The following is a 20389-nucleotide window of genomic DNA, read 5'->3' on the forward strand; positions in this document are numbered from 1 at the left end:
GGGCTGTCATGTTCCACAGCGCCGCCCACCCGGGCCGCCCCGACCATCGCATCTGGCTGGAGACACTCCGGGCGTTCAGCCGCCCAGTGGCCGTCCTCGTACGACCCCAGCCCGGATGGCGCCGCCTGGTGGGCCAGGGGTCCGTCGACGGCTTCCTCCAGCGGCTCGACCTCGGATATTACGAGGAGCACACCATGCTGGTGCAGGTCACCACCCAGCGGCGCCTGCCTGACCACGTCCGCGTGTTCTCAACCCTGAAGCCCGACGCGCTCCTGAGTGAGTTCCTCTTCAACTCTTCGCCTGACGGACCGAGCTGGCTGCCCAACGTACTCACCGTCGGAACAGGCCGGCTCGTCGTTGACGGAACGGAGGTGAATGCGCAGGCGGTCACGTACGGCGGCTACACCGCCACCCTCGCCGCGATCGGAGACGAGACCGTTGCGGTCGTCAGCACCGCCGCCCTCCACGATCAGGCTGTCCACCTGACCTTCGACACCACTGCCGTCCCCGCCTGACGAGGAGCACCGGCCGCAGGGGCATCCCACACGGCCACGTCACGCAAGAAGATCTACCGGTTCAGGCCCCGCCGCGAGGGTGATTCCCGCGGATTGATCAGGACTCGATACGCGCCCTGGTCGAGCCGGGGGGGGACCGGCGTGCCCTGGTGGTAGTACATGCGACAGCCCGTGTCCTCGTCGCGCTTGCGCCAGAGGCAACTATGGCGAGCAAGCTGACCGTCGAAGAGGGTCTCGAAGGTGAGGTGCACCAGGCCGGGGGCCAGCAGTACGCCGGTGATCTCCGATGGCTCGTAGCGGGGACCGCCGACTGCGCTGCCCGTACGTGTTGCGCCGGCCCGAGGCGCCCACCTCCACTAACTCGGGGTCGAGCAGCGGGCGCCTTCGGCGGAGCTCCTCACGCCTGGGTCCATCAGCCGCAGTTCGCCCGCGATCGCCTCGGCCACGTCGTCCGACTCATGACTCATGACTCATGACCCATGACCCATGACTCATGACTCATCCGCACATGGTCGCGAACGGAACCGGGCTCCAGTAACCGGGTACAGTCCTCAGCCCGTCGCGTCGACCAGCGCCAGCTCGTGCAGCCTTTCCGGCGGGCCCGGGCGGGCGTAGTACCAGCCCTGGGCGGTGTCGCAGCCGAGGATGCGGAGTTGTTCGGCCTGGGCGCCGGTTTCCACGCCCTCGACCGTGACCGCGAGGTCGAGGCTGTGGGCGAGGGACACGATCCCCTCGACGATCTTCAGGTCGACCGGGTCGGCCGGGAACCGCTGCATGCCCTGGGTGAAGGAGCGGTCCAGTTTGAGGATGCTCACCGGCAGACGGCGCAGGTTGGCGAGGTTGGAGTAGCCCGTGCCAAAGTCGTCCAGGGCGATGTCGACGCCCATCTCGTGCAGTCGGCGCAGCGGTTTGAGCAGGTCGTCGTCGGCGCCGATCAGGGCGGACTCGGTGACCTCCAGGCAGAGCGCGTCGGGGGCGATGCCGACCTGCTCGAGGATGTCCACCGTGTCCTGCACCAGGCCGGGGTGGGTCAGCTGGCACGGCGAGAGGTTGACGTTGATCCGCAGCGGCCCGGCGGCCGTCCCGTCACCATGGCGTTCCCGCCAGTCGCGGGCCTGCCGGACGGACTCCTCCATGACCCAGCGGCCGAGCGGCACGATCAGCCCGGTGTGCTCGGCGAGCGGAATGAAGCGGTCCGGGCCGAGCACGCCGTGCTGCGGGTGCAGCCAGCGCACCAGCGCCTCCGCGCCGCGCACACTGCCGTCGCCGAGGTGCACCAGCGGCTGGTACTCGATGAAGAACTCGCCCCGGTCCAGGGCCGTCGGCAGGGCCGTGGTGAGTCCGTGCCGGGTGATGGCGCGGGCGTCGGCCTCCGGGTCGGCGAGCTCGGAGCGGTTGCCGCCGGCCGACTTGGCCCGGTACATGGTGATGTCGGCGCTGCGCAGCACCTCCGCCGGGGTTCGCTCCCCCGCCGGGCCCTCGACGATGCCGATGCTGCCGCGCACCAGCAGATCGCGGCCGTCGATGCTGACCGGGGTGACCAGCGCGTGCATGATCCGCTCGGCGAGCTCGTCGACGCCCCGCTCGGTGTCCGGCCCGGTGGTCAGGGCCACGAACTCGTCGCCGCCGAGCCGGGCGACCATCTCGCCGGGCGCGGTCGCGCAGGACTGCAGCCGGTCGGCGACCTCCACCAGCAGCCGGTCGCCGGCGGCGTGGCCGAGGCTGTCGTTGATGGTCTTGAACCCGTCCAGGTCGAGGTAGCACAGCCCGAACCGCTGTCCGTCACCCGCGTTCAGCGCCTTCTCCAGGCGTTCGAAGAACAGCGTGCGGTTGGGCAGGCCGGTCAGCGCGTCGTGCGTGGCCTCGTAGCGCAGGCGGAGGTTGAGCAGCCGCCGCTCGGTGGTGTCCTCCATGAGGGCGAGCTGGTACTGGGGGTTGCCGTCGGGGTCGCGCAGCAGGGAGACCGTCAGGTTGGTCCACAGGACGGTGCCGTCGGGGCGGTAGAACGGCTTCTCCACGTGGTAGTGCTCGCGCTCGCCGAGCACGAGTTCCTCGTAGAGCCGCCAGACGTGGGGCGCGTCCTCCGGGTGGGTCCACTCCAGGACTTTGCGGGCCCGCACCGCCTGCTCGGAGCCGCCGAACATGCGCAGCAGCGCGGTGTTGACCTGCAGGATGTTGCCCTCCAGGTCGGCGATGCCGATCCCTATGGCGGCGCCCTCGAAGACCGCGCGGAAGCGAGCCTCGCTGGCGTGCAGCGCCTGCGCCACCACGCCCTGTGCCCTGAGCGCCGCCTGGGCTATGGCCTCCTGCTCGGCCAGGGTCCGCTCCTTGAGCGCCTGCGCGAACCCGGCGGCCATCGCGTGCTGCAGCCGCGAGGAGCGCATCCTGAGCTCGTCCTGCGGACCGTCCGTACCGCAGTACAGCACCAGGTAGGCGTCCACGCAGTCCAGGGTGCGGCTGAGCGTCTCGGGGTCGGTGCAGTGCGCGCGGATCAGCGCGGCACCGACCGCCCGGGCCTCCTCCGCGTCGAAGTTGCGGGCCCGCAGCAGCTCGCTCAGCCGGCGGGCGAGCGGCAGCAGTCGTTCCTCGAACTCCGGCCGGGTCAGCGACGTCGAGGTCACCGGGAAGAGCGCCCGGCTCCAGATCGTCGCGAACCGGCGGAGTCTGTCCTCCGGCCCGTCCGGTTCCGCGCTCACGCCGTACGTCCCACGCCGGCGTATCCGGAGAAGGCGTACGGATCCTCCTCCTCCGGCGGTGTCTGAGGCCGCCAGAGCGGCATCGGCACCAGTCCCGGTTCCACCATCTCGTACCCCCCGAAGAACCGCGCGATCTCCTCGCGCGAGCGCATGATCAGCGGATTGCGGATGCCCTTGTACACGTCCACCGCCCCCTCGGCCCGCTCCGCGGGAACCGGTATTCCCTCGTACGAGGCATGGGTGAGGATGAGCAGGCTGCCGGGCGCGAGCGCCGCGCTCAGCCGGGCCACCGCATCGTAGGGGTCGTCCGAGTCTTCCACGAAGTGCAGTATGGCAACGAGGAGCAGGGCCACTGGCCGGTTCAGGTCGATCAGGGCCTCGACCTGGGGGCTGGCCAGGATCTCCTGAGGCTTGCGGAGGTCGGCGGCGACCACGTCCGCGTGGTCGTTGCCGGCCAGCACCGCCTCGGTGTGGGCCACCGCCACCGGATCGTGGTCGACGTACACCACCCGCGCGCCCGGGGCGGCCTCCTGCGCCACCTCGTGGACGTTGCCGAAGGTGGGTATGCCGGAGCCGATGTCGATGAACTGGGTGATGCCCTCGGCGGCGGCGAAGCGCACGGCCCGGCGCATGAACGCCCGGTTCGCCTGCATGATCTTGGGGAGTCCCGGCATGAACTCCAGGGCCCTGCGCGCGGCTTCCCGGTCGACCTCGAAGTTGTACGAACCGCCCAGGTAGTAGTCGTAGATGCGCGCGACGCTCGGCACCGAGATGTCGATGCTCCGTGGAGCCCAGGCGGGACGTTCCATGTATCTCTCCAAGGATGTGACGATCCGGTGTTCGAGCTGAGGCTACTGATCGCCCGCCAATGGAGCGAGCAGAAACGGAAATTGACCATCCGTTCCCGGTCACGGCCTGCGGAGAGTACCGGTGCGGTGCCGTGCTGTGACGGCCCCGACACACGGGTCCGCCCCCTCCGTGCGGTGCGGAGGGGGCGGACGGGTGGCCGTGCGTCTGTCGGACAACCCTGGGGAGGTGACCTCTACTTGGACGCGCCGACCAGCTTGCCGGTGGGCGACACGGCGTACCAGGTGCCGCCCACGCCCTGACCGTTGGTGTCCCCGGCCTTCTTGTCACCGGAGAAGGTGTAGATCGGCCAGCAGTCGACCGTCATCTGCTTCTGGCCGTTGTCGGTGCGGGCGAAGCCCATCAGGCCCTTCTTCTCGACGCCCTTGGTGTCGTTGACGTCGACCTCGGCGACGGCCGGCCACTTCTCGAGGCAGGCCCCGGTGCAGTTCGAGACGGGCTTCGGCCACGCCTTGTCCTTGATGAAGCGGTAGACCGTCATGCCGTTCTTGTCGACGATGATGTCGCCGAGCTTGGCATCCTTGCGGACCGACAGTCCGGGCAGGCTCGAGAGGGTGGCCTTCTTGCCGTCGGGGGCCAGCGCGAACCACTTGCCGCCCACGCCCTGGCCGTTGACGTCACCGGCGTTGACGTCCTTGGCGTAGCGGTAGGCCGGCCAGCCGCCGATGGTGAGCTGCTTGGTGCCGTCGGGGCGGGTGACCTCGCCCAGCAGCGCCTTGTCGATGCCGGAGCCGGCCTCGGCGTCGTCCGCGGGCACCGGCGGCCACGTGGTGGCGCAGTCGCCTTCGCAGTTGGACTTCGGGGGGTTGGCGGTGTCCTTGTCGAAGCGGTAGAGGGTGAGCCCCGCACCGTCGGTCAGCACCTTGCCGAGGTCGGGGTTGCTGGCCACGGTCAGCTTGCCCGCGGGCTCCGCCGGGCTCGGGGAGGCGCTGCTCTGCTGGCCGTCGGCACCGTAGCCGTTGCCCGCGCCGGTACCCGTGCCCGCGCCCGTACCGGTGCCGGTTCCGCCGCTCGTCGCACCGACGCCGGCCGACGTCGCGGGTGCCGTGGCGCCGACGTTCTGGGCCGCCGACGACGGGGTGGTGGAATTGCCCTGACCGCACGCCGTCGTCAGCGCCAGCATCGACACGGCTGTCGCCGCCAGTGAGGCGCTCCGCCAGGAGGTCTTCATCGCTAACTCCCCATAATCGCCTGGAATATTGCAGCGCCTGCTGCGCCGCCGCACGACACTGGGTACGGAGGGGAGGGGCGGAAGTGTTCAACGGGCGCACAAATTTCTTTCGGAAGACCGTGGCGTCCTCGGCCCGTCTCCTGTCCGCAACTCCCCCGTCGGGTCCCGTACACGCGTGCGCTTCGGTTGCGCCGGCCATCTGAAGCGGCCAAACCATCCGGCGGCGTTTCTCCTCCCTTCGGGGCAATCCGTCCCCTCTCCGGCGTAAGGGGCCTCGCGACGCCTCATGATCTCCGTCGTGCATGGACCCGAACCGACCCGACTCACGCGTGCCGCGAGGGCGTTGGCTCTGGCGGCGGTGACGTGGAGCCTCGTGGGCTGTCCGGCCGGCACCGCGGCGGCGGACGCCTGTGCGTCCGCCTCGACGGGCCCGGACGGCGTTCAGGCCGTGGCGGTCGCCGGAGACTCCTGGCCGACGCCCCCTGCCTGCCCGGAGCCCACTCCCCCGCCCTGCCCGACGCCGACACCCACTCCCACACCGACGCCGACACCCACACCGACTCCGACGCCCACACCGACCAAGCCGCCACCGCCGCCTCCCCCGCCGAAGCACACCCCGAAGCCCAAGCCGAAGCCGCCCCCACCTCCGGCCCCGGCGCCGCCTCCACCGAAGCCCGCGCCCAGTCCGGCGCACCTGCTCCCGCCGCCTCCGCCCCCACCTCCACCTCCGACCCCGCCGCCACCGAAGCCGGCCGCGCGGCCCAAGCCCACGCCGCGCCCCTCGCCGGCCCCGGTGAGCTATCCGCGGTACCGACCGCAGCCACCCCACCACCCGTCGCACGGCGGCACGTCCCCCGTCACCTACGTCCTGCTCATCACCGCGCCCGCGGTGGTCGCCGTCGCCGCGCTGCGCCCGCGCTGACGCGCCGAGACCCTGGAGGATCCGTTGTCGGAATGGCTTGTTCTCGTTCTCGCGATGCTGGCCGCGTGCACCGTGGTGGTCGTCATCACCCTCGTACGGCACCGCAGGGCACCGCAGGACGAGGACCCCAGCGAGACGCCGGACGTCATCGAGTACATGACGATGTGGATCGGCGTCGTGTACGCCATCGTCCTGGGCCTGGCCATCGCGGGAGTGTGGGAGGCGCGCAGCACCGCCCAGGACCATGTGCAGGCGGAGGCCCAGGCACTGCACGAGATCTCCGAGCGGGTCCGGGTCTACCCACCCGATGTCCGTGACCGTGTTCGGGCCGATGTCAACGCCTATGTCGGACACGTCGTCGACACCGAGTGGAAGACCATGGCCGACCACGGCCGCGTCACCGAGCGCGGCACCGAGCTGTTGCAGCGTGTCCGCGAGGACGTCACGGACTACCAGCCGAAGACGGACTTCCAGGCACAGGCCTATCAGCCGCTCCTCGACCAGGTGGCCGCCGCCGACCAGGCGCGCAACGCCCGGGCCGACTCGACCGGGGCGACCATGCCGGGCGTGGTCTGGTTCGGGCTGCTGACCGGTGCCGTGGTCACCATCGGCATGGTCTTCGCGCTGCAGATCAGGCGTACGCCACGCGAGCTGGTCCTGGCCGGGCTGTTCTCCGCGCTGATCGCCTTCCTGCTCTTCCTGATCTGGGACTTCGACGCGCCCTACAGCCGGGGCATCACGGCATCCGCGGAGCCGTTCCTGAACCTCTTCCCGCACGTCGGGCGGTGACCGGGCGGGCCGGCTCCCCTGACTCCCGAGGAGCCGGGGTACCGGCCCGCCCGGCCGGCTCCCGGCCCGCGGGGGAGCGCCGGGAGCGCCGGGTCAGATCCGCTTCTCGCGCCGCCGGCGCAGCCAGACAACGCCGCCGCCGATCGCTGCCGCGGCCAGCAGTCCGCCGCCGATGGCGACGTCGGCCGGTGTCGCCCCGGAGGAGCTGCTGCCGCCGACACCGCCCAGCACCCCGCCGAGGACCGTGAAGGCTCCCGGACGCGTCAGGGTGCGGCCGTTGCAGTTGACGGTGACGTCGAAGGTGCCGGGTCGGGTGTCTCGATGGCTCGTCACGATGCCTCTGGAGAGGCCGTTGCCGAGCGGGGTCAGCGGGGCGGTGGCGAAGGCCCGCGACGACACGGTGCCGCCGTTGCACCCTTCCACCGTGACGGTGAGACGGCCGCCCGGGGCGACGACGCCGGGCGTGGCGACGATGTTGCGCATGCCCAGGTTGTTGTCGTTCTCCTTGCCGTTCCCGTTCCCGTTGCCGTTGCCGTTGCCGGGGAAGTTGCCGTTGCCGGGGAAGTTCCCGTTGCCGGGGATGTTGCCGTTGCCGGGGATGTTGCCGTTCCCCGGGAAGTTGTTGCCGTTACCGGGGAAGTTCCCGTTCCCCGGGAAGTTGTTGCCGTTCCCCGGGAAGTTGTTGCCGTTCCCCGGGAAGTTCCCGTTGCCGGGGAAGTTCCCGTTGCCCGGGAAGTTGTTGTTGCCCCGGAACTGATTGTTTCCCGGGAAGTTGTTGTTGCCGTGGAAGTGGTGGTTGCCCTCGTTGTTGTTGCCCCGGAAGTGGTTGTTTCCCTCGTTGTTGTTGCCCTGGAAGTGGTTGTTTCCCTCGTTGTTGTTGCCCTGGAAGTGGTTGTTGCCCTGGAAGTTGTTGTTCCCCGGGAAGTTGTTGTTGCCCACGCCCGGGACGACGACCACGCCCCCCACGCCGCCCACCCCGCCCACACCACCTACTCCACCGACACCACTCACTCCACCCAGGTCGGTGCTGCTCGGTCCGCCCCCGTTGCCCATGCCGTCCGCGACGGCCACGGGGGCGGCGAGCCCGATGACGGCGACCGCGGTGCACACGGCCACCGTGGCACGAGAGTTGCGCATGTGATCCTCCGCGGGAGGCGCTCCGGGTTCCGTCCCCGGACGATCGGCGAGAAAGCACCTCCTATGTAGACCCTCGGACGACCGGAACACGCCCGCATGTCGAGAATGGTCCGTCCGGGTGGGACAACCCCCCTGGAGAAGAGCGCACAATCGGATGATTCTGCAGGTCATGGGCCATCAGAAATTTCCTGGGAACGGCAACTCGGATGGCGCACGGTGAATCCGTTCGGGCCACCCGTTCGCCGGTCGCCCCGTCGCCGCCGGTGCGCGGGGGACTTAGCGTTTTCCCATGCGCGAGGGACGTGGTGACGGCCGTGTCGAAAGGGGATGGCGAATGTCTGCGTCCGACCCGGCCGCACTGGCCGAAGAGGAGGAGCGGCGGAAGAGACGCGCCCCCTGGGGCGTGATAGCGCTCGTCCTGCTGACCGGTCTGGCACTCATCCGCAACGGCTCGGGAGAGTTCGACACAGGCCCGCCGCAGCCCGCGTCGGCCGCGGCCGCGGACAGCGGAGTCAGCGCCGGCGCCTTCCCGGCCGCCCCCGCGCCGCTGCCCTTCTCCGTGGTCGACCGGGTCCGGATCCCCGCGATCCAGGTGGACGCCCCCGTCGTGCCGGTCGGCCTGGACTCGGACGGCTGGGTCGCCGCGCCGCCCCCGGAGAATCCCAACCTGGCCGGCTCGTTCACCGGTGCGGTCTCCCCCGGGGAGAAGGGCACCGCCGTCATCGTGGGCCACGTCGACAACAACCAGGGCCCCGCCGTGTTCTACGGACTCGGGGCGCTGAAGAAGGGCAACAGGGTCGAGGTCGTACGCCACGACGGGAAGATCGCCGTGTTCGAGATCTACGGCGTGGAGGTCTTCGCGAAGAAGGACTTCCCCGGCGACCGCGTCTACGCCTCGAAGGGCACACCGGAACTGCGGGTCATCACCTGCGGCGGAGGTTTCTCCAAGCAGAACGGCTACGACGGCAACGTCGTCGTCTTCGCCCGTCTGGTCGAGGTCCACTGAGCCCTGTCCGCGCGGTCAACCGGTGCGCCGGCGCGGGACGGTGAGGTGGTAGCCGGAGTCGAGAAGGTAGGGCAGGTACCTGCGCAGCGCCTTGACGCTCTGTGAGCGGTCGCCCCCGGCGTCGTGCGAGAGGACGACGACACCGGGGCCGGCGCCGGTCTCGATGCGGTCGACGATGGTGTCGGTGCCGGGGGTCGTCCAGTCGAGGCTGTCGACCGTCCAGGCGAGCGGCTCCATGCCCATCTCGGCTCCCAGCTGGAAGGCCGCCCGGTTCCAGGCCCCGTAGGGGGCGCGGAACCACTGGGGGCGTTCGCCGTAGCCGTCCTCGATGACGTCGCTGGTGCGCTCCATCTCGTCGCGGATCTCCGCCCGGCCGAGCTGGGTGAGCAGCGGGTGGGTCCAGGTGTGGTTGCCGACCAGGTGCCCCTCGTCGGCCATCCTGGCCAGCAGCTCCTTGTTGTCGACGGCCATCTCCCCGCACAGGAAGAACATCGCGCGGACGCCGTAGCGCGCCAGGGTGTCCAGGATGTCCGGGGTGTAACGGGGGTCCGGTCCGTCGTCGAAGGTCAGCACCATGGTCCGGCCGCGTACCGGGAACTCCATGATGGGCTCGCTGCGCACCGCGAGCGGTCTGGGCCGGGCGCGCGGTGGCCCGTATCCGGTCAGGGGCTGCAGACGGTAGGCGGACGGCCTGAGCGCGGCGCGCGCCTGCGGACCGCCGGCGGGCGCGGCACCACCGCGTACGGGTTCTCCGCCGCCCGTCCGGGCCATGAACAGTCCGGCCGTCCCGGCGGCCCCCACGGCGGCGGCACCGGCGAGCAGGGCCCGGCGGCGCGTGAGCAACTGGTCCTTCGTCATGACTCATCAGTCGCCCGGCCGACGTTGGCACACCAGAACGACACCGGTGCGGCGGCACGATTGCACCCGCCCGGCGTAGCCGCGCGCGGCCGTACGCGGGACCGGGCGGCATCCGGTCGTCCGGTGCGGGCAGTCGGCGGAGTTGGGGGTTCCGATAGCCTGACGGCCGTGACGGAACAGCGCTCCCATCAGTTCGAACGGGGCACCGACGGACCGAAGGTCATAGTCGTCGGCGTGGACGGCTCCGAGCCCTCCCTCCGGGCCGCCGCCTACGCGGGTGGTCTCGCCCGGCGGCAGCACGCCCTGCTCGCGGTCGTGTACGTCCAGCCGGTGATGTCGGCGAGCGCGGCCCTGGGGGCCCCGGTGGCGGACACCACCGACGAGATCGCCCAGGGCCTGGTCGCCCATATCCGGGACGCGGCGGAGCGCCTCAAGGGCCTGTACGACATCCGCTGGGAGTTCCACACCTTCCGCGGCGACCCCTTCAACGGCCTGGTGAAGGCGGCGGACGACCTCAAGGCGGACGCCGTGGTGGTGGGCGCTTCGGAACAGGCCGGCCACCGCATCGTCGGCTCGGTGGCCATCCGGCTGGTGAAGGCGGGACGGTGGCCGGTGACGGTGGTGCCGTAGTTCCGGGGGCAGGGGGTAGCCGTCTTGTCGAGGCCGCCGGTCCTCCGTCGGCCGCCGTGAGGGGCGAGCCCGGGCGCTGAGCCAGCATGATCCGTGGTCAGCCGTTACGATCGGCGAAGAGGTGAGGCGCATGGCCAGGCTGCGCACGGGTGAGGGCATTCTCCGCCGCAAACCCATCGAACACATCGAGGAGACCGAGCACGTCGAGGGTCCCCGCCTCGAGAAAACGCTCGGACTGGGGCAGCTCACCGCGATCGGCGTGGGCGGCATCATCGGTGCGGGCATCTTCACCCTGGCCGGCACGGTGGCCAACGGCGCGGCGGGGCCCGCGGTTGTGGTCTCCTTCCTCATCGCCGGCCTCGCCAGCGCGTGCGCCGCACTGTCCTACGCCGAGTTCGCGGGGCTGATCCCGAAGGCGGGGTCGGCCTACACCTACGGCTACGCGGTGCTCGGTGAGTTCCCGGGGTGGTTCATCGGCTGGGACCTGCTGCTGGAGTACACCGCGATCGTGGCGGTGGTCGCGATCGGCATCTCCGGGTACTTCAGCTTCCTGGTCGAACAGTTGGGCGCGAACCTGCCCGCCTGGATGCTGGGTGCGCCCGGCACCGGGAGCGGGCACCGGGTCGACCTGTTCGCGGCGATCCTGTGCCTGCTGATCGCCTGGCTGCTGAACCTCGGCATCCGCAGCGCCGCCCGTTTCGAGACGTTCGTGGTCGCCCTGAAGGTCCTGGTGGTCCTGCTGGTGATCGCGGTCGGCGTGTTCCACATCAACACCGCGAACTACCACCCGTTCTTCCCCTTCGGGGTCAGCGGGGCGTTCACCGGTGCGGCGACCGTGTTCTTCGCCGTCTTCGGGTACGACGCCATGTCGACGGCGGCCGAGGAGTCCAAGGACGCCCAGAAGCACATGCCGAAGGCGATCATCTACTCGCTGGTGATCTCGATGATCCTGTACGTGGCGGCCTGCCTGGTACTGACCGGCATGCAGAACTACAAGCACATCGACCCGGAGAGCGGCTTCTCCACGGCGTTCAAGTCGGTCGGGCTGGGCGGGCTCGCGAACGTGATCGCGGTGGGTGCCATCATCGGCATCCTGACCGTCATGTTCACGTTCATGCTGGGCGTGACCCGGGTCTGGTTCGCGATGTCCCGCGACGGACTCCTGCCCGAGTGGTTCGCCAAGACGCATCCGACGCGGCATGTGCCGACCCGGGTGACCTGGATCGTCGGGGTCGCGTCGGCCGCCATCGCCGGGTTCATCCCGATCGCGGAGGCGGCCGAGCTGACCAACATCGGCATCCTGCTGGCGTTCGTCGTGGTGTGCACCGCGGTGATCGTGTTGCGCTACCGGCAGCCGGACCTGCCGCGGGGCTTCCGCACCCCGTGGATGCCGGTCATTCCGGCGTTGGGGGTCGTCTTCTCCCTCTGGCTCATCACGTTCCTGCAGTGGCAGACGTGGGTGCGGTTCGCCGTGTGGTTCCTGATCGGCTGCGTGATCTACTTCGGCTACTCGTACAAGCGGTCGGAGCTCGCGGGGCGCTAGTCGGCTGGTTCCCCGGCATCCAGGGCCTGTCCGGCGGATCATGCCGCAGACGCGGGGCTCGGCACGCCCTCCCCCACTCTCGGCTTCGCTCGAGCGGGCGGTGCCCCCACCGGCGTTGTCGTCGGTTGCCGACTCCCCCACGCTCGAACGAGCTCGCGCGGGGGGACCCCCATCGCGTCGACGCCCTCCTCCGCCTTGCAGCCGGACGCTCCCCCACGCTCGAATGAGCTCGCGCGGGGGCACCCCCATTCGCCCCGCTCACCAGCGCCGATGAGGCACGGCCCGTGCCCTGCGACCTGATCCGCCGGACAGGCCCTAGTCCCCCATCATCAGCCCGTCCTTGGCCGCGCCCCTGCTGAGCACCGTGTCCCGGATCGCGTCGCGTACGCCGGTTAGGTCCGCGCCGCCCGCGATCGCCTGGCCGAGGTCGACCACCCGGCCGGCGTCGAGGTCGTACATCTGCGGGACGAACTCGGCGCCGGTCACCTCCCAGCGGCCGCCGGGGCGGGTGGGCGGGCCGAAGGTGAAGCGGGCCAGGGTGGACTCGTCGGCGTGCAGGTCCCGGGCGCCCTTGTCGTCGGACGCCTCGCCGGTGACCTGATCACCCGTGCCGTACACCACCCAGGTTCCGTTGACCTTCTCGTACGCCTGCGGGACATGGGTGCCGCTGCCGAGGAGGAGGTCGATGTCGGGGCGGCCGTTCGTACGTGCGGCGGTGAGCCGTCTGGCGAGGGTGAGCTGCCGCCGGTCGGGGGCCTCCCGCCCCTCGGTGCCCCAGTGCAGACAGACGACGACCACATCGGCTCCGGCCCGCCGGGCGGCGCGGGCGTCGGCGAGGACGCGGTCCTCGTCGATCAGGTCGACCGCCCAAGGCTGTCCGGGCGGCAGCCCGGTGCCGTCGCCGATGTCGGTGTACGCCAGGTGCGCGACCTTGGCCGGGCCGGCGCGCAGGATCGTGGGGGTGCGCGCCTCGGCATCGGTGCGCGCGGTCCCGGCGTGTCCGAGGCCCGCCGCGTCCATGGCGTCCAGGCTGCGCCGGACGCCGGCCGGGCCGTTGTCCAGGGCGTGGTCCGAGGCGGTGGAGCAGCTGTCGTAGCCGGTGGCGACGAGACCCGCGGCCAGCTCCGGCGGTGCCTCGGACGCCCGCTGTCCGGCGTGGCCGGGGTCCGCGCCGTGGATGGTCTCCAGCTGGCAGAGCGCCACGTCGGCCGTCGACACGGCGCCTTGCGCGCCGGCCAGCATGGGACGGAAGTCACGGCCGTCGCCGCCGGCGTCGAAGCCGGCGCGGTCGAGGACGGAACCGTGGGGCACGATGTCGCCGGAGGCCACCAGGGTGAATCCGCGCGCGGCCGCGGGCGGCGCCGGCCGTCCCGGCCGGCCGGGCTCGTGCCGTGCCTGGGCCTGACAGGCGGCGCCGCCGGCGAGAAGCGCGGTCAGGGCCCAGGCCACCTGCTGCCTGCGTGCGATCATCAGCTCACCCCACAGTTGTCGCATTTACTTACAAATAGGTACGAAGCTGGATGGCGTCGCAAACGGCTACCGCACCCTCATTGACCCTTCCGGTGTCGTGACTGAAGCGGGGCGGACCGTTCGTCGAACCGTTCGTCGACGCGATCGACCGTCCGTCGCAGATCCCCGTACGCCCCCTGTCCCCGCGCTCCGCCCTGCGATGCCATACGGCCATGACGGCCGGAACCACCCTGCCCACCGGGACGACGACCGCCGAGCACGAGCTCGCCGCGCTCCAGCGCGAGCACGGCCGACCGCTCTTCGCACTGCTGCTGAGGCTGTGCGACGGGGACCGGCAGCGCGCCGAGGACCTCGTGCAGGAGACGCTGGTACGCGCCTGGCAGCATCCCGAGGCCCTGCGCGCCGACGAATTCGCCTCCGTGCGGCCCTGGCTGCTGACCGTGGGCCGGCGGCTCGCCATCGACGCCCGCCGCGCGCGGCAGGCCAGGCCTGCCGAGGTGGGTGACGCGGTCCTGGAGAACGCCCGGGTGATCGGCGACCACGCCGAACGGGCGGCCGCGACGCTCGATGTGCGGGAGGCTGTGAAGACACTCACTCCCGAGCACCGTGAAGTCCTGGTGCTCGTGTACTTCCAAGGGGCGAGTGTTGCGGAGGCCGCCGAAACGCTGGGGATTCCGCCCGGTACCGTGAAGTCGCGCGCCTATTACGCGCTGCGTGCCCTCCGCCGGGTACTCCCCGGCTACGCGGCCGACCTGCGATGAAACATCCTCGGGGCAAAGTGTTCGCAAAGCGCCTTGCTGAGGACCCCGGTTGAGCAATCAGCTGTCTTCATCCGTGTTCCGGACTGGGGGTCCGGGCGACGCACGCGCGTACCGCACGGACCGGAGGAAGGCAGGAAGGGATGCTGCACACAGGCCAAGAGAGCGCGGACGGCGCCGGCGGCGGTGACCTGGCCGTTCCCATGGCATGGCTGTACGCCGAGTACATCGCCGACGAGCTGCTGCGCACCGGCGACCTGATGCCGCCGACGTCCTTCGAGTTCCGGGCGGGCCGGGACGCGCTGGCGCTGACCATCTTCCTGTCCGACACCGACGGCGAACTCTCCGGCATCCGGGTCGTCACCCAGCTCGAGACCTGGCTGTCGCTGACGGCCTACGACCAGCCGTGGCAGGACTGGGTGGGCGAGCGGATGGCCGAGCTCGCCGCCGAGACGGCGAAGGCGGACACACCGTCGCCCGACCTGGCACTGGCCGCGGACGCCTGGCGGTGGCTGGAGGAGACCGAGCTGCTCGCGCCCGACCTGGACGCGGTGCCGGGCGGCGGACCGGTGATCGGCGAGGACGACGGACCGAAGGTCTGGACGCCCGCCTGGCGGCTGGGACTGCCCCTCGGGCACCTCGCCATCCATCTCTTCTGAAGTTTTTTCGAACCCGGACCAATCCGCGGGCGTCGCCGTTACGAATCCGTTGGTTACGATTCTGTGCGCGCCTTGAGTGATTCGACTGTCCGATGCGTACGGGTGGGAGCAAGGAGTCACCCCACCCGCACCCATCGGCATGAGGATTCGGCATGAGGTCCCTGGAACGGCATCGCGACGTCGGCGCCTACGCGCTCGGCGTGCTCGACGAGGCGGAGGCTTTCCGCTTCGAGGACCACCTCATGGAGTGCCCGCAGTGCACGGCACACGTGACCGAATTCGGGCCCACGGCACGCCAGTTGATGTTGTACCGGCGCGCGACGCCGCGCTTCGTGCAACCCGTGGCGCAGCCCGGGCCCCGGCTGCTGGACGGCCTGCTGGACGCGGTGGCCTCCCGGCGCCGGGCCGGCCGCCGGCGCCTGCTGTTCGGTCTGGCCGCCTCGGTGGTGTTCGCCGTGGCCGGCCCCGGGATCGCCATGTACGCCTCGCACACGAGCGGCTCCGGCGACCCCAAGGTGCAGGTCATGGCGGCGACCGACGCGCACTCGGGTGTATGGGCGCAGGTCACCACCAAGGACGACGAGCACGGCAGCGACCTGGTGCTGGAGATCAAGGACGGTGCCGGACCCCGTTCCTGCCGTCTCGTCGCCATCGGCCGCGACGGCTCGGAACAGGTGGTGACCAGCTGGACCGTACGCGGCCACGACTCCGGCATGACCACCGTCGCGGGCGGCTCCTCGATGCACACGGACCAGGTCGTCCGGTACGAGGTCCGCACCGCGGCAGGCGAGCGGCTGGTCAGCCTCGACGCCGGCTAGGGGCTGCGGCGGGAGCTACTTCAGCAGCCGTGACATCCTCCGGTCCGCCAGTGGCCTGCCGCCCGTCTGGCAGGTGGGGCAGTACTGGAGCGACGAGTCGCTGAAGGAGACCTCGCGGATGGTGTCGCCGCAGACCGGGCAGGGCTCGCCGGCGCGTCCGTGGACCCTGAGCCCGCTCTTCTTCTCCGCCTTCAGCCGCCCGGCGGCCAGGCCCCGGGAGCGTTCGACCGCCTCGGTGAGGGTGGTGCGCAGGGCCGCGTGGAGCGTGCGGACCTCCTCCGGGGTGAGGGAGGCGGCCACCTTGAACGGGGACATCCGGGCCGCGTGCAGGATCTCGTCGCTGTAGGCGTTGCCCACGCCCGCGATCAGGCCCTGGTCGCGCAGAGCCCCCTTCAGCCGACGCCGCTCGCCCTCCAGCAGCGCGCCGAGCCGGGCGGCGTCGAAGTCGTCGGCGAGCGGGTCGGGGCCCAGGCGGGCGATGCCGGGGACCTCCCGCGGATCGTGGACGACGTACACCGCGAGGCGCTTCTGCGTACCGGCCTCGGTCAGGTCGAAGCCCTCACCGGTCTCCAGGGCCACCCGCAGGGCGAGGGGACCCTTGCCGGGGCGGGGCGGGCCGTCGGGCAGCCGGTCCTTCCACTGCAGCCAGCCCGCGCGGGCCAGATGGGTGACCAGGCGGGGGCCGTCCCGTGTCACGACGTCGAGGAACTTGCCGTGCCGGTGCACGGCGGTGACCTCATGGCCCTCCAGGGCGGCCGGCGGGGGGTCGTACGTCTTCAGGACACTGACGGCCACCGGCAGCACCCGCATCACCTCGTGGCCGACCAGGTGCTCGGCCAGGAAGTCCTTCAGCGCCTCGACCTCGGGCAGTTCCGGCATACGTCCAGAGTGCCATCCCGGCCCGGCACGGTCAGGTCGGCTCCGGCACCACGAACTCGCACCACACGCACTTGCCCCCGCCCCGGGCCTCCACCCCCCAGAGGTCCGTGAGCCGGTCGACCAGGACCAGCCCCCGGCCGGTCACGCCGGACACATCCGCGTCCCGGCGGCGGGGCAGGGCGCTGGAGGAGTCCTCGACCTCGACACGCACCCGGCGGTCGGCGCCGCACAGGGACCTCAGGGTGACGACCGCGGAGCCTTCGGTGTGCAGCAGCACGTTGGTGATCAGCTCGTCGGCGACCAGCTCGATCTCGTCGGCGCGTTCGGCGGCGCCCCAGGCGCGGACCGTGGCGCGGATCATGTGCCGGGCGAGCCGCAGCGCCTCGGGGTCGCCGGAGGCCACGTGCTGCTGGAGCCGGCCGCCGGTGCGCGCGGTGTCCCAGCCGCGGCGGCGCAGCAGGAGCAGGGCCACGTCGTCGTCGCCGCCGCGTTCCTCGGCCACGTCGATGAGCCGGTCGGCGAGGTCGCGCACCTCGTCCGGACCCGACTCGATGAGCGCGGTCAGGGCGCGCAGCCCGTCGTCGAGGTCGGCGCCGGGCTGTTCGACGAGGCCGTCGGTGCACAGCACCAGTGTCTGGCCCGGATCGAGCTCGACCGTGGACACCGGGTACTCCAGACGGCCGAACTCGGCGGACAGGCCCAGCGGCAGGCCGCCCTCGACGGAGATCCGGCGGCACGACGCGTCGGTGTGCCGGATCAGCGGGTCTATGTGGCCGGCCCGGACCACCTGGACCACACCGGTGGTCAGGTCGGCCTCCGCGTACAGGCAGGTGGCGGAGCGGTCGGTGTCGAGTTCGTGCAGGAACACGGAGGCCCGGGCCATCACGGTGGCCGGGGTGTGTCCCTCGGCGGCGTACGCGCGCAGCACGATGCGGAGCTGGCCCATGACGGCCGCCGCGTGCGTGTCGTGCCCCTGGACGTCGCCGATGACCGCGCCGACCCGGCCTCCGGGCAGCGGTATCAGGTCGTACCAGTCGCCGCCGATGTCCCGGCCGAGCGACGCCGAACGGTAGCGGACCGCCACGTCCGCCCCGGGCACGCTGGGGATGGTCCGGGGCAGCATCGCCTGCTGCAGGCCCTGGGCGAGGTCCTTCTCCTCCTCGTAGAGCATGGCCCGCTGCAGGCTCTGGGCGATGCTGCTGCCGAGGGCGACGAGGACGGCGCGCTCCTCGTCGGAGAAGCCGCGCCGGTCGTTGTAGAGCAGGCCCATGGCGCCGATCGGGCGGGCCTGGGCGATCAGGGGCAGATAGGCGGCGGAGGTGATCCTCAGGTCGGTGATGTGCGGCCAGAGGATCGGGTAGCCCTCGGCGAACTCCTCCGGTGACTCGATGAAACGCGGGAGGAGGGTCCGTACGACCTCGCTCATGGGGTACGGCTCGTCGATCCGGGTGATCCGGGTGCCGGGGACGATCCCGTCCTCCGGTCCCTCGGCGACCATCCGGATCCGGCCGGCCTCCACCAGCCCCATGACCAGGCTCGTCGCGCCGAGGTGCCGGACACCGTGGCTGTCCTTGAGGACGTCGATGACGTCCTGGACGCTGCGGGCGTGCGAGAGGGCCGCGGTGGTCACCTGCACCACGCCGGTCTGCCGCCGGACCGCCTCGTCCTGGGCGGCGCGCAGGCTGCGGGCCGCGCTCTCCTGGAGCTCCCGCGTGGCGTCCCGGACGATGCCGATGACCCGGCGCGGGCGGCCGGTCTCGTCGCGCCGGATGTAGCCCTGCGTGTGCGTCCAGCGGCGGGTGCCGTCGCGGCAGCGGAGCCGGAAGTACGCGCCGTAGTTCTCGCTGCCGTCCTTGATGGCCTGGGACACCACGGCGTCCAGGCGGCTGGCCTCCGGCGGGGGCACCCGGAGGGCGAGGGACTCGGGACGGCCGTCGTACTCCTCCGGGAGGAGGTCGAAGACCTCGTACGCCTGCGCGTCCATGTGGAACAGACCGGTGTCCAGGTCCCAGTCGAAGGTGCCCATGCGGTTGAGCGCCAGTACGGGATCCGGACGGGCGGTCCGTTCGTCCGGGAGCGACAGGGCGCCCGCGCCCCGATCTGCCATGGGGCCACCTTGCCAGGAATCGCCGGATTCTTCGAGTGGTGTACGGCGGTCCGCTCCCGGAGGGGTTACCCGGCCGGAGGCACGCGGTACCCGGAGTGACGGCATCCGAGGCGTCACTGGGGCAGGGAGTACACGGCCGTGAACTGGTTCACCGCACCCGACTACTGGCTCAGCCGGCTGGTCTTCCAGCGTGCCCTGGCCGCCCTGTACCTCGTCGCGTTCCTCGGGGCGGCCGTCCAGTTCCGGGCCCTGCTGGGCGAACGCGGCATGCTGCCGATCCCCCGGTTCGTCGAGCGGGTGCCGTTTCGGCGCGCGCCCAGCCTGTTCCAGCTGCGCTACTCGGACCGCCTGTTCGCCGGCTGCGCCTGGACGGGCTGCGCCGTCTCGGCGGCGCTGCTGGCGGGCGCGGACTCCTGGCTGCCGCTGTGGGCGGGGATGCTGCTGTGGCTTCTCCCGTGGGCGCTGTACCTGTCGATCGTCAACGTGGGTCAGACCTGGTACGCGTTCGGCTGGGAGTCGCTGCTGCTGGAGGTCGGTTTCCTGGCCGTGTTCCTCGGTAACGACGAGGTCGCGCCGCCGGTCGTGGTGCTGTTCCTGCTGCGCTGGGTGCTGTTCCGGGTGGAGTTCGGCGCCGGTTTGATCAAGATGCGCGGGGACGCGTGCTGGCGCAAGCTGACCTGCCTGGACTACCACCACGAGACCCAGCCGATGCCGGGCCCGCTGAGCTGGTTCTTCCATCACCTGCCGACGCCGCTGCACCGGGTGGAGGTGGCCGCGAACCACTTCACCCAGCTGGTGGTCCCGGTGCTGCTGTTCGCCCCGCAGCCGGTCGCCACGGCCGCCGCCGCCCTGATGATCGTCACCCAGCTGTGGCTGGTGCTCTCCGGCAACTTCGCCTGGTTGAACTGGATCACCATCGTGGTGGCCCTGCCGGCGGTCCGCTTCCCCGCGCACGCCCCGGCCCTGCCCCCGGCGCCCCTGTGGTACGAGGTGGTGGTCCTCGCCGTCGCCGCGCTGCTGGTGTTCCTGAGCTACCACCCGGTGGTGAACATGGTCTCCCGCAGCCAGGTGATGAACCGCTCCTTCGACCCGCTCCACCTGGTCAACACCTACGGCGCGTTCGGCAGCGTCAGCCGGATCCGGTACGAGGTGGTGGTGGAGGGCACGCTCGACGCCGTGCCCCGCGAGGACTCGGACTGGCGGGAGTACGAGTTCAAGGGCAAGCCCGGCGACCCCCGGCGCTGGCCGCGGCAGTTCGCGCCCTACCATCTGCGCCTGGACTGGCTGATGTGGTTCGCCGCGCTGTCGCCCGGCTATGCCGGCGCGTGGTTCGGCGGCCTGGTGGAACGCCTGCTGGAGAACGACCCGGACACCCTCAGGCTGCTGCGCCGCTCCCCCTTCCCGCCCGACGAGCCGCCGCGCCACGTCCGCGCCCGTCTCTTCCGCTACCGCTACACGAGCTGGCGGGAGCTGCGGGAGACGGGCGCGTGCTGGGAGCGGACCCCGGTGCGGGAGTACCTGCCGCCGACGCGGCTGGCGGGCGCGGTCCAGCGGTCCTGAGCGG

Annotated in this window: 18 protein-coding genes and 1 pseudogene; 10 read left to right on the forward strand and 9 right to left on the reverse strand. The window is 71.2% G+C overall.

The genetic code is table 11. The features are described 5' to 3' along the window. Positions 1–8: 8 nt before the first annotated feature. Positions 9–515, forward strand: a complete 507-nt coding sequence (locus ACFY0F_RS05710) for a hypothetical protein (protein WP_388789447.1) — start codon at positions 9–11, stop codon at positions 513–515. A 53-nt stretch (positions 516–568) separates the two neighbouring features. On the opposite strand, the pseudogene ACFY0F_RS05715 reads toward ACFY0F_RS05710, so the two are convergent. From ACFY0F_RS05715 to ACFY0F_RS05730, 4 genes and pseudogenes are all read right to left on the reverse strand, one after another. Next, positions 569–982, reverse strand: a pseudogene (locus tag ACFY0F_RS05715) (DUF4440 domain-containing protein). Positions 983–1066: 84 nt separating this feature from the next. After that, positions 1067–3211: a putative bifunctional diguanylate cyclase/phosphodiesterase gene (locus tag ACFY0F_RS05720; protein WP_388789449.1), complete on the reverse strand. Its 2145-nt coding sequence runs from the start codon at positions 3209–3211 to the stop codon at positions 1067–1069. Next, positions 3208–4020 carry an SAM-dependent methyltransferase gene (locus ACFY0F_RS05725; protein WP_388789453.1) on the reverse strand — a complete coding sequence of 271 codons (813 nt, stop codon included), beginning with the start codon at positions 4018–4020 and terminating at the stop codon, positions 3208–3210. The genes ACFY0F_RS05720 and ACFY0F_RS05725 overlap by 4 nt, the downstream gene beginning before the upstream one ends. Before the next feature lie 233 nt (positions 4021–4253). Beyond that, positions 4254–5249 carry an SCO0930 family lipoprotein gene (locus tag ACFY0F_RS05730; protein WP_388789455.1) on the reverse strand — a complete coding sequence of 332 codons (996 nt, stop codon included), beginning with the start codon at positions 5247–5249 and terminating at the stop codon, positions 4254–4256. A 793-nt stretch (positions 5250–6042) separates the two neighbouring features. On the opposite strand from ACFY0F_RS05730, the gene ACFY0F_RS05735 reads away from it, so the two are divergent. Further along, positions 6043–6171, forward strand: coding sequence for a hypothetical protein (locus ACFY0F_RS05735; protein ID WP_388789458.1), 129 nt, complete (start codon positions 6043–6045; stop codon positions 6169–6171). A gap of 24 nt (positions 6172–6195) precedes the next feature. Continuing rightward, positions 6196–6960, forward strand: a complete 765-nt coding sequence (locus ACFY0F_RS05740) for a DUF4239 domain-containing protein (protein WP_388789461.1) — start codon at positions 6196–6198, stop codon at positions 6958–6960. Between the two features lie 93 nt (positions 6961–7053). Here the strand turns inward: ACFY0F_RS05740 and ACFY0F_RS05745 are convergent, their stop codons facing one another. Next, positions 7054–7542 carry a hypothetical protein gene (locus tag ACFY0F_RS05745; protein ID WP_388791289.1) on the reverse strand — a complete coding sequence of 163 codons (489 nt, stop codon included), beginning with the start codon at positions 7540–7542 and terminating at the stop codon, positions 7054–7056. An 889-nt stretch (positions 7543–8431) separates the two neighbouring features. Between ACFY0F_RS05745 and ACFY0F_RS05750 the strand changes: the two genes are divergently transcribed. Further along, complete coding sequence (locus ACFY0F_RS05750; RefSeq protein WP_388789463.1) at positions 8432–9103, forward strand: class F sortase; 672 nt, start codon at positions 8432–8434, stop codon at positions 9101–9103. A gap of 15 nt (positions 9104–9118) precedes the next feature. Here ACFY0F_RS05750 and ACFY0F_RS05755 read toward each other — a convergent pair whose 3' ends face one another. Continuing rightward, positions 9119–9961, reverse strand: a complete 843-nt coding sequence (locus ACFY0F_RS05755) for a polysaccharide deacetylase family protein (protein ID WP_388789466.1) — start codon at positions 9959–9961, stop codon at positions 9119–9121. A 168-nt stretch (positions 9962–10129) separates the two neighbouring features. On the opposite strand from ACFY0F_RS05755, the gene ACFY0F_RS05760 reads away from it, so the two are divergent. Together ACFY0F_RS05760 and ACFY0F_RS05765 are read left to right on the forward strand one after the other, a co-directional pair. Then, positions 10130–10591 (forward strand): universal stress protein, encoded by a 462-nt coding sequence (locus tag ACFY0F_RS05760; RefSeq protein ID WP_388789469.1) that lies wholly within the window; start codon positions 10130–10132, stop codon positions 10589–10591. A 130-nt stretch (positions 10592–10721) separates the two neighbouring features. Then, entirely contained in the window at positions 10722–12134 is a 1413-nt protein-coding gene (locus tag ACFY0F_RS05765) for an amino acid permease (RefSeq protein ID WP_388789472.1), read from the forward strand. A 315-nt stretch (positions 12135–12449) separates the two neighbouring features. Here ACFY0F_RS05765 and ACFY0F_RS05770 read toward each other — a convergent pair whose 3' ends face one another. Then, on the reverse strand, positions 12450–13604 hold the full coding sequence (locus ACFY0F_RS05770; protein ID WP_388789474.1) for a CapA family protein: 1155 nt from the start codon (positions 13602–13604) through the stop codon (positions 12450–12452). Between the two features lie 212 nt (positions 13605–13816). Here ACFY0F_RS05770 and ACFY0F_RS05775 point away from each other — a divergent pair, with 212 nt between their 5' ends. The 3 genes from ACFY0F_RS05775 to ACFY0F_RS05785 all read left to right on the forward strand — a co-directional run bounded on the left by ACFY0F_RS05775 (position 13817) and on the right by ACFY0F_RS05785 (position 15839). Beyond that, positions 13817–14365: a sigma-70 family RNA polymerase sigma factor gene (locus ACFY0F_RS05775; RefSeq protein ID WP_388789477.1), complete on the forward strand. Its 549-nt coding sequence runs from the start codon at positions 13817–13819 to the stop codon at positions 14363–14365. 140 nt (positions 14366–14505) lie between these two features. Next, the gene (locus ACFY0F_RS05780) at positions 14506–15021 is read left to right on the forward strand and encodes a hypothetical protein (protein WP_388789480.1); all 516 of its coding nucleotides are present in this window, start codon (positions 14506–14508) and stop codon (positions 15019–15021) included. Between the two features lie 152 nt (positions 15022–15173). Further along, positions 15174–15839 (forward strand): zf-HC2 domain-containing protein, encoded by a 666-nt coding sequence (locus ACFY0F_RS05785; protein ID WP_388789483.1) that lies wholly within the window; start codon positions 15174–15176, stop codon positions 15837–15839. A 15-nt stretch (positions 15840–15854) separates the two neighbouring features. Here ACFY0F_RS05785 and ACFY0F_RS05790 read toward each other — a convergent pair whose 3' ends face one another. After that, complete coding sequence (locus ACFY0F_RS05790; RefSeq protein ID WP_388789486.1) at positions 15855–16718, reverse strand: Fpg/Nei family DNA glycosylase; 864 nt, start codon at positions 16716–16718, stop codon at positions 15855–15857. A 31-nt stretch (positions 16719–16749) separates the two neighbouring features. Then, positions 16750–18825: a SpoIIE family protein phosphatase gene (locus ACFY0F_RS05795; RefSeq protein WP_388789489.1), complete on the reverse strand. Its 2076-nt coding sequence runs from the start codon at positions 18823–18825 to the stop codon at positions 16750–16752. A 138-nt stretch (positions 18826–18963) separates the two neighbouring features. On the opposite strand from ACFY0F_RS05795, the gene ACFY0F_RS05800 reads away from it, so the two are divergent. Then, entirely contained in the window at positions 18964–20385 is a 1422-nt protein-coding gene (locus ACFY0F_RS05800) for a lipase maturation factor family protein (protein WP_388789492.1), read from the forward strand. The last annotated feature ends 4 nt before the right edge of the window (positions 20386–20389 follow it).

Source organism: Streptomyces sp. NPDC001544 (genome assembly GCF_042894285.1).
Taxonomy (GTDB): Bacteria; Actinomycetota; Actinomycetes; order Streptomycetales; family Streptomycetaceae; genus Streptomyces.

Bases quoted from the DNA above. Each gene is read 5' to 3' on its own strand.
- ACFY0F_RS05780 (WP_388789480.1), top strand. From the start codon at position 14,506: ATGCTGCACACAGGCCAAGAGAGCGCGGACGGCGCCGGCGGCGGTGAC.
- ACFY0F_RS05730 (WP_388789455.1), bottom strand. From the start codon at position 5,249: ATGAAGACCTCCTGGCGGAGCGCCTCACTGGCGGCGACAGCCGTGTCG.
- ACFY0F_RS05770 (WP_388789474.1), bottom strand. From the start codon at position 13,604: ATGATCGCACGCAGGCAGCAGGTGGCCTGGGCCCTGACCGCGCTTCTC.
- ACFY0F_RS05795 (WP_388789489.1), bottom strand. From the start codon at position 18,825: ATGGCAGATCGGGGCGCGGGCGCCCTGTCGCTCCCGGACGAACGGACC.
- ACFY0F_RS05790 (WP_388789486.1), bottom strand. From the start codon at position 16,718: ATGCCGGAACTGCCCGAGGTCGAGGCGCTGAAGGACTTCCTGGCCGAG.
- ACFY0F_RS05710 (WP_388789447.1), top strand. From the start codon at position 9: ATGTTCCACAGCGCCGCCCACCCGGGCCGCCCCGACCATCGCATCTGG.
- ACFY0F_RS05725 (WP_388789453.1), bottom strand. From the start codon at position 4,020: ATGGAACGTCCCGCCTGGGCTCCACGGAGCATCGACATCTCGGTGCCG.
- ACFY0F_RS05765 (WP_388789472.1), top strand. From the start codon at position 10,722: ATGGCCAGGCTGCGCACGGGTGAGGGCATTCTCCGCCGCAAACCCATC.
- ACFY0F_RS05785 (WP_388789483.1), top strand. From the start codon at position 15,174: ATGAGGTCCCTGGAACGGCATCGCGACGTCGGCGCCTACGCGCTCGGC.
- ACFY0F_RS05775 (WP_388789477.1), top strand. From the start codon at position 13,817: ATGACGGCCGGAACCACCCTGCCCACCGGGACGACGACCGCCGAGCAC.
- ACFY0F_RS05750 (WP_388789463.1), top strand. From the start codon at position 8,432: ATGTCTGCGTCCGACCCGGCCGCACTGGCCGAAGAGGAGGAGCGGCGG.
- ACFY0F_RS05755 (WP_388789466.1), bottom strand. From the start codon at position 9,961: ATGACGAAGGACCAGTTGCTCACGCGCCGCCGGGCCCTGCTCGCCGGT.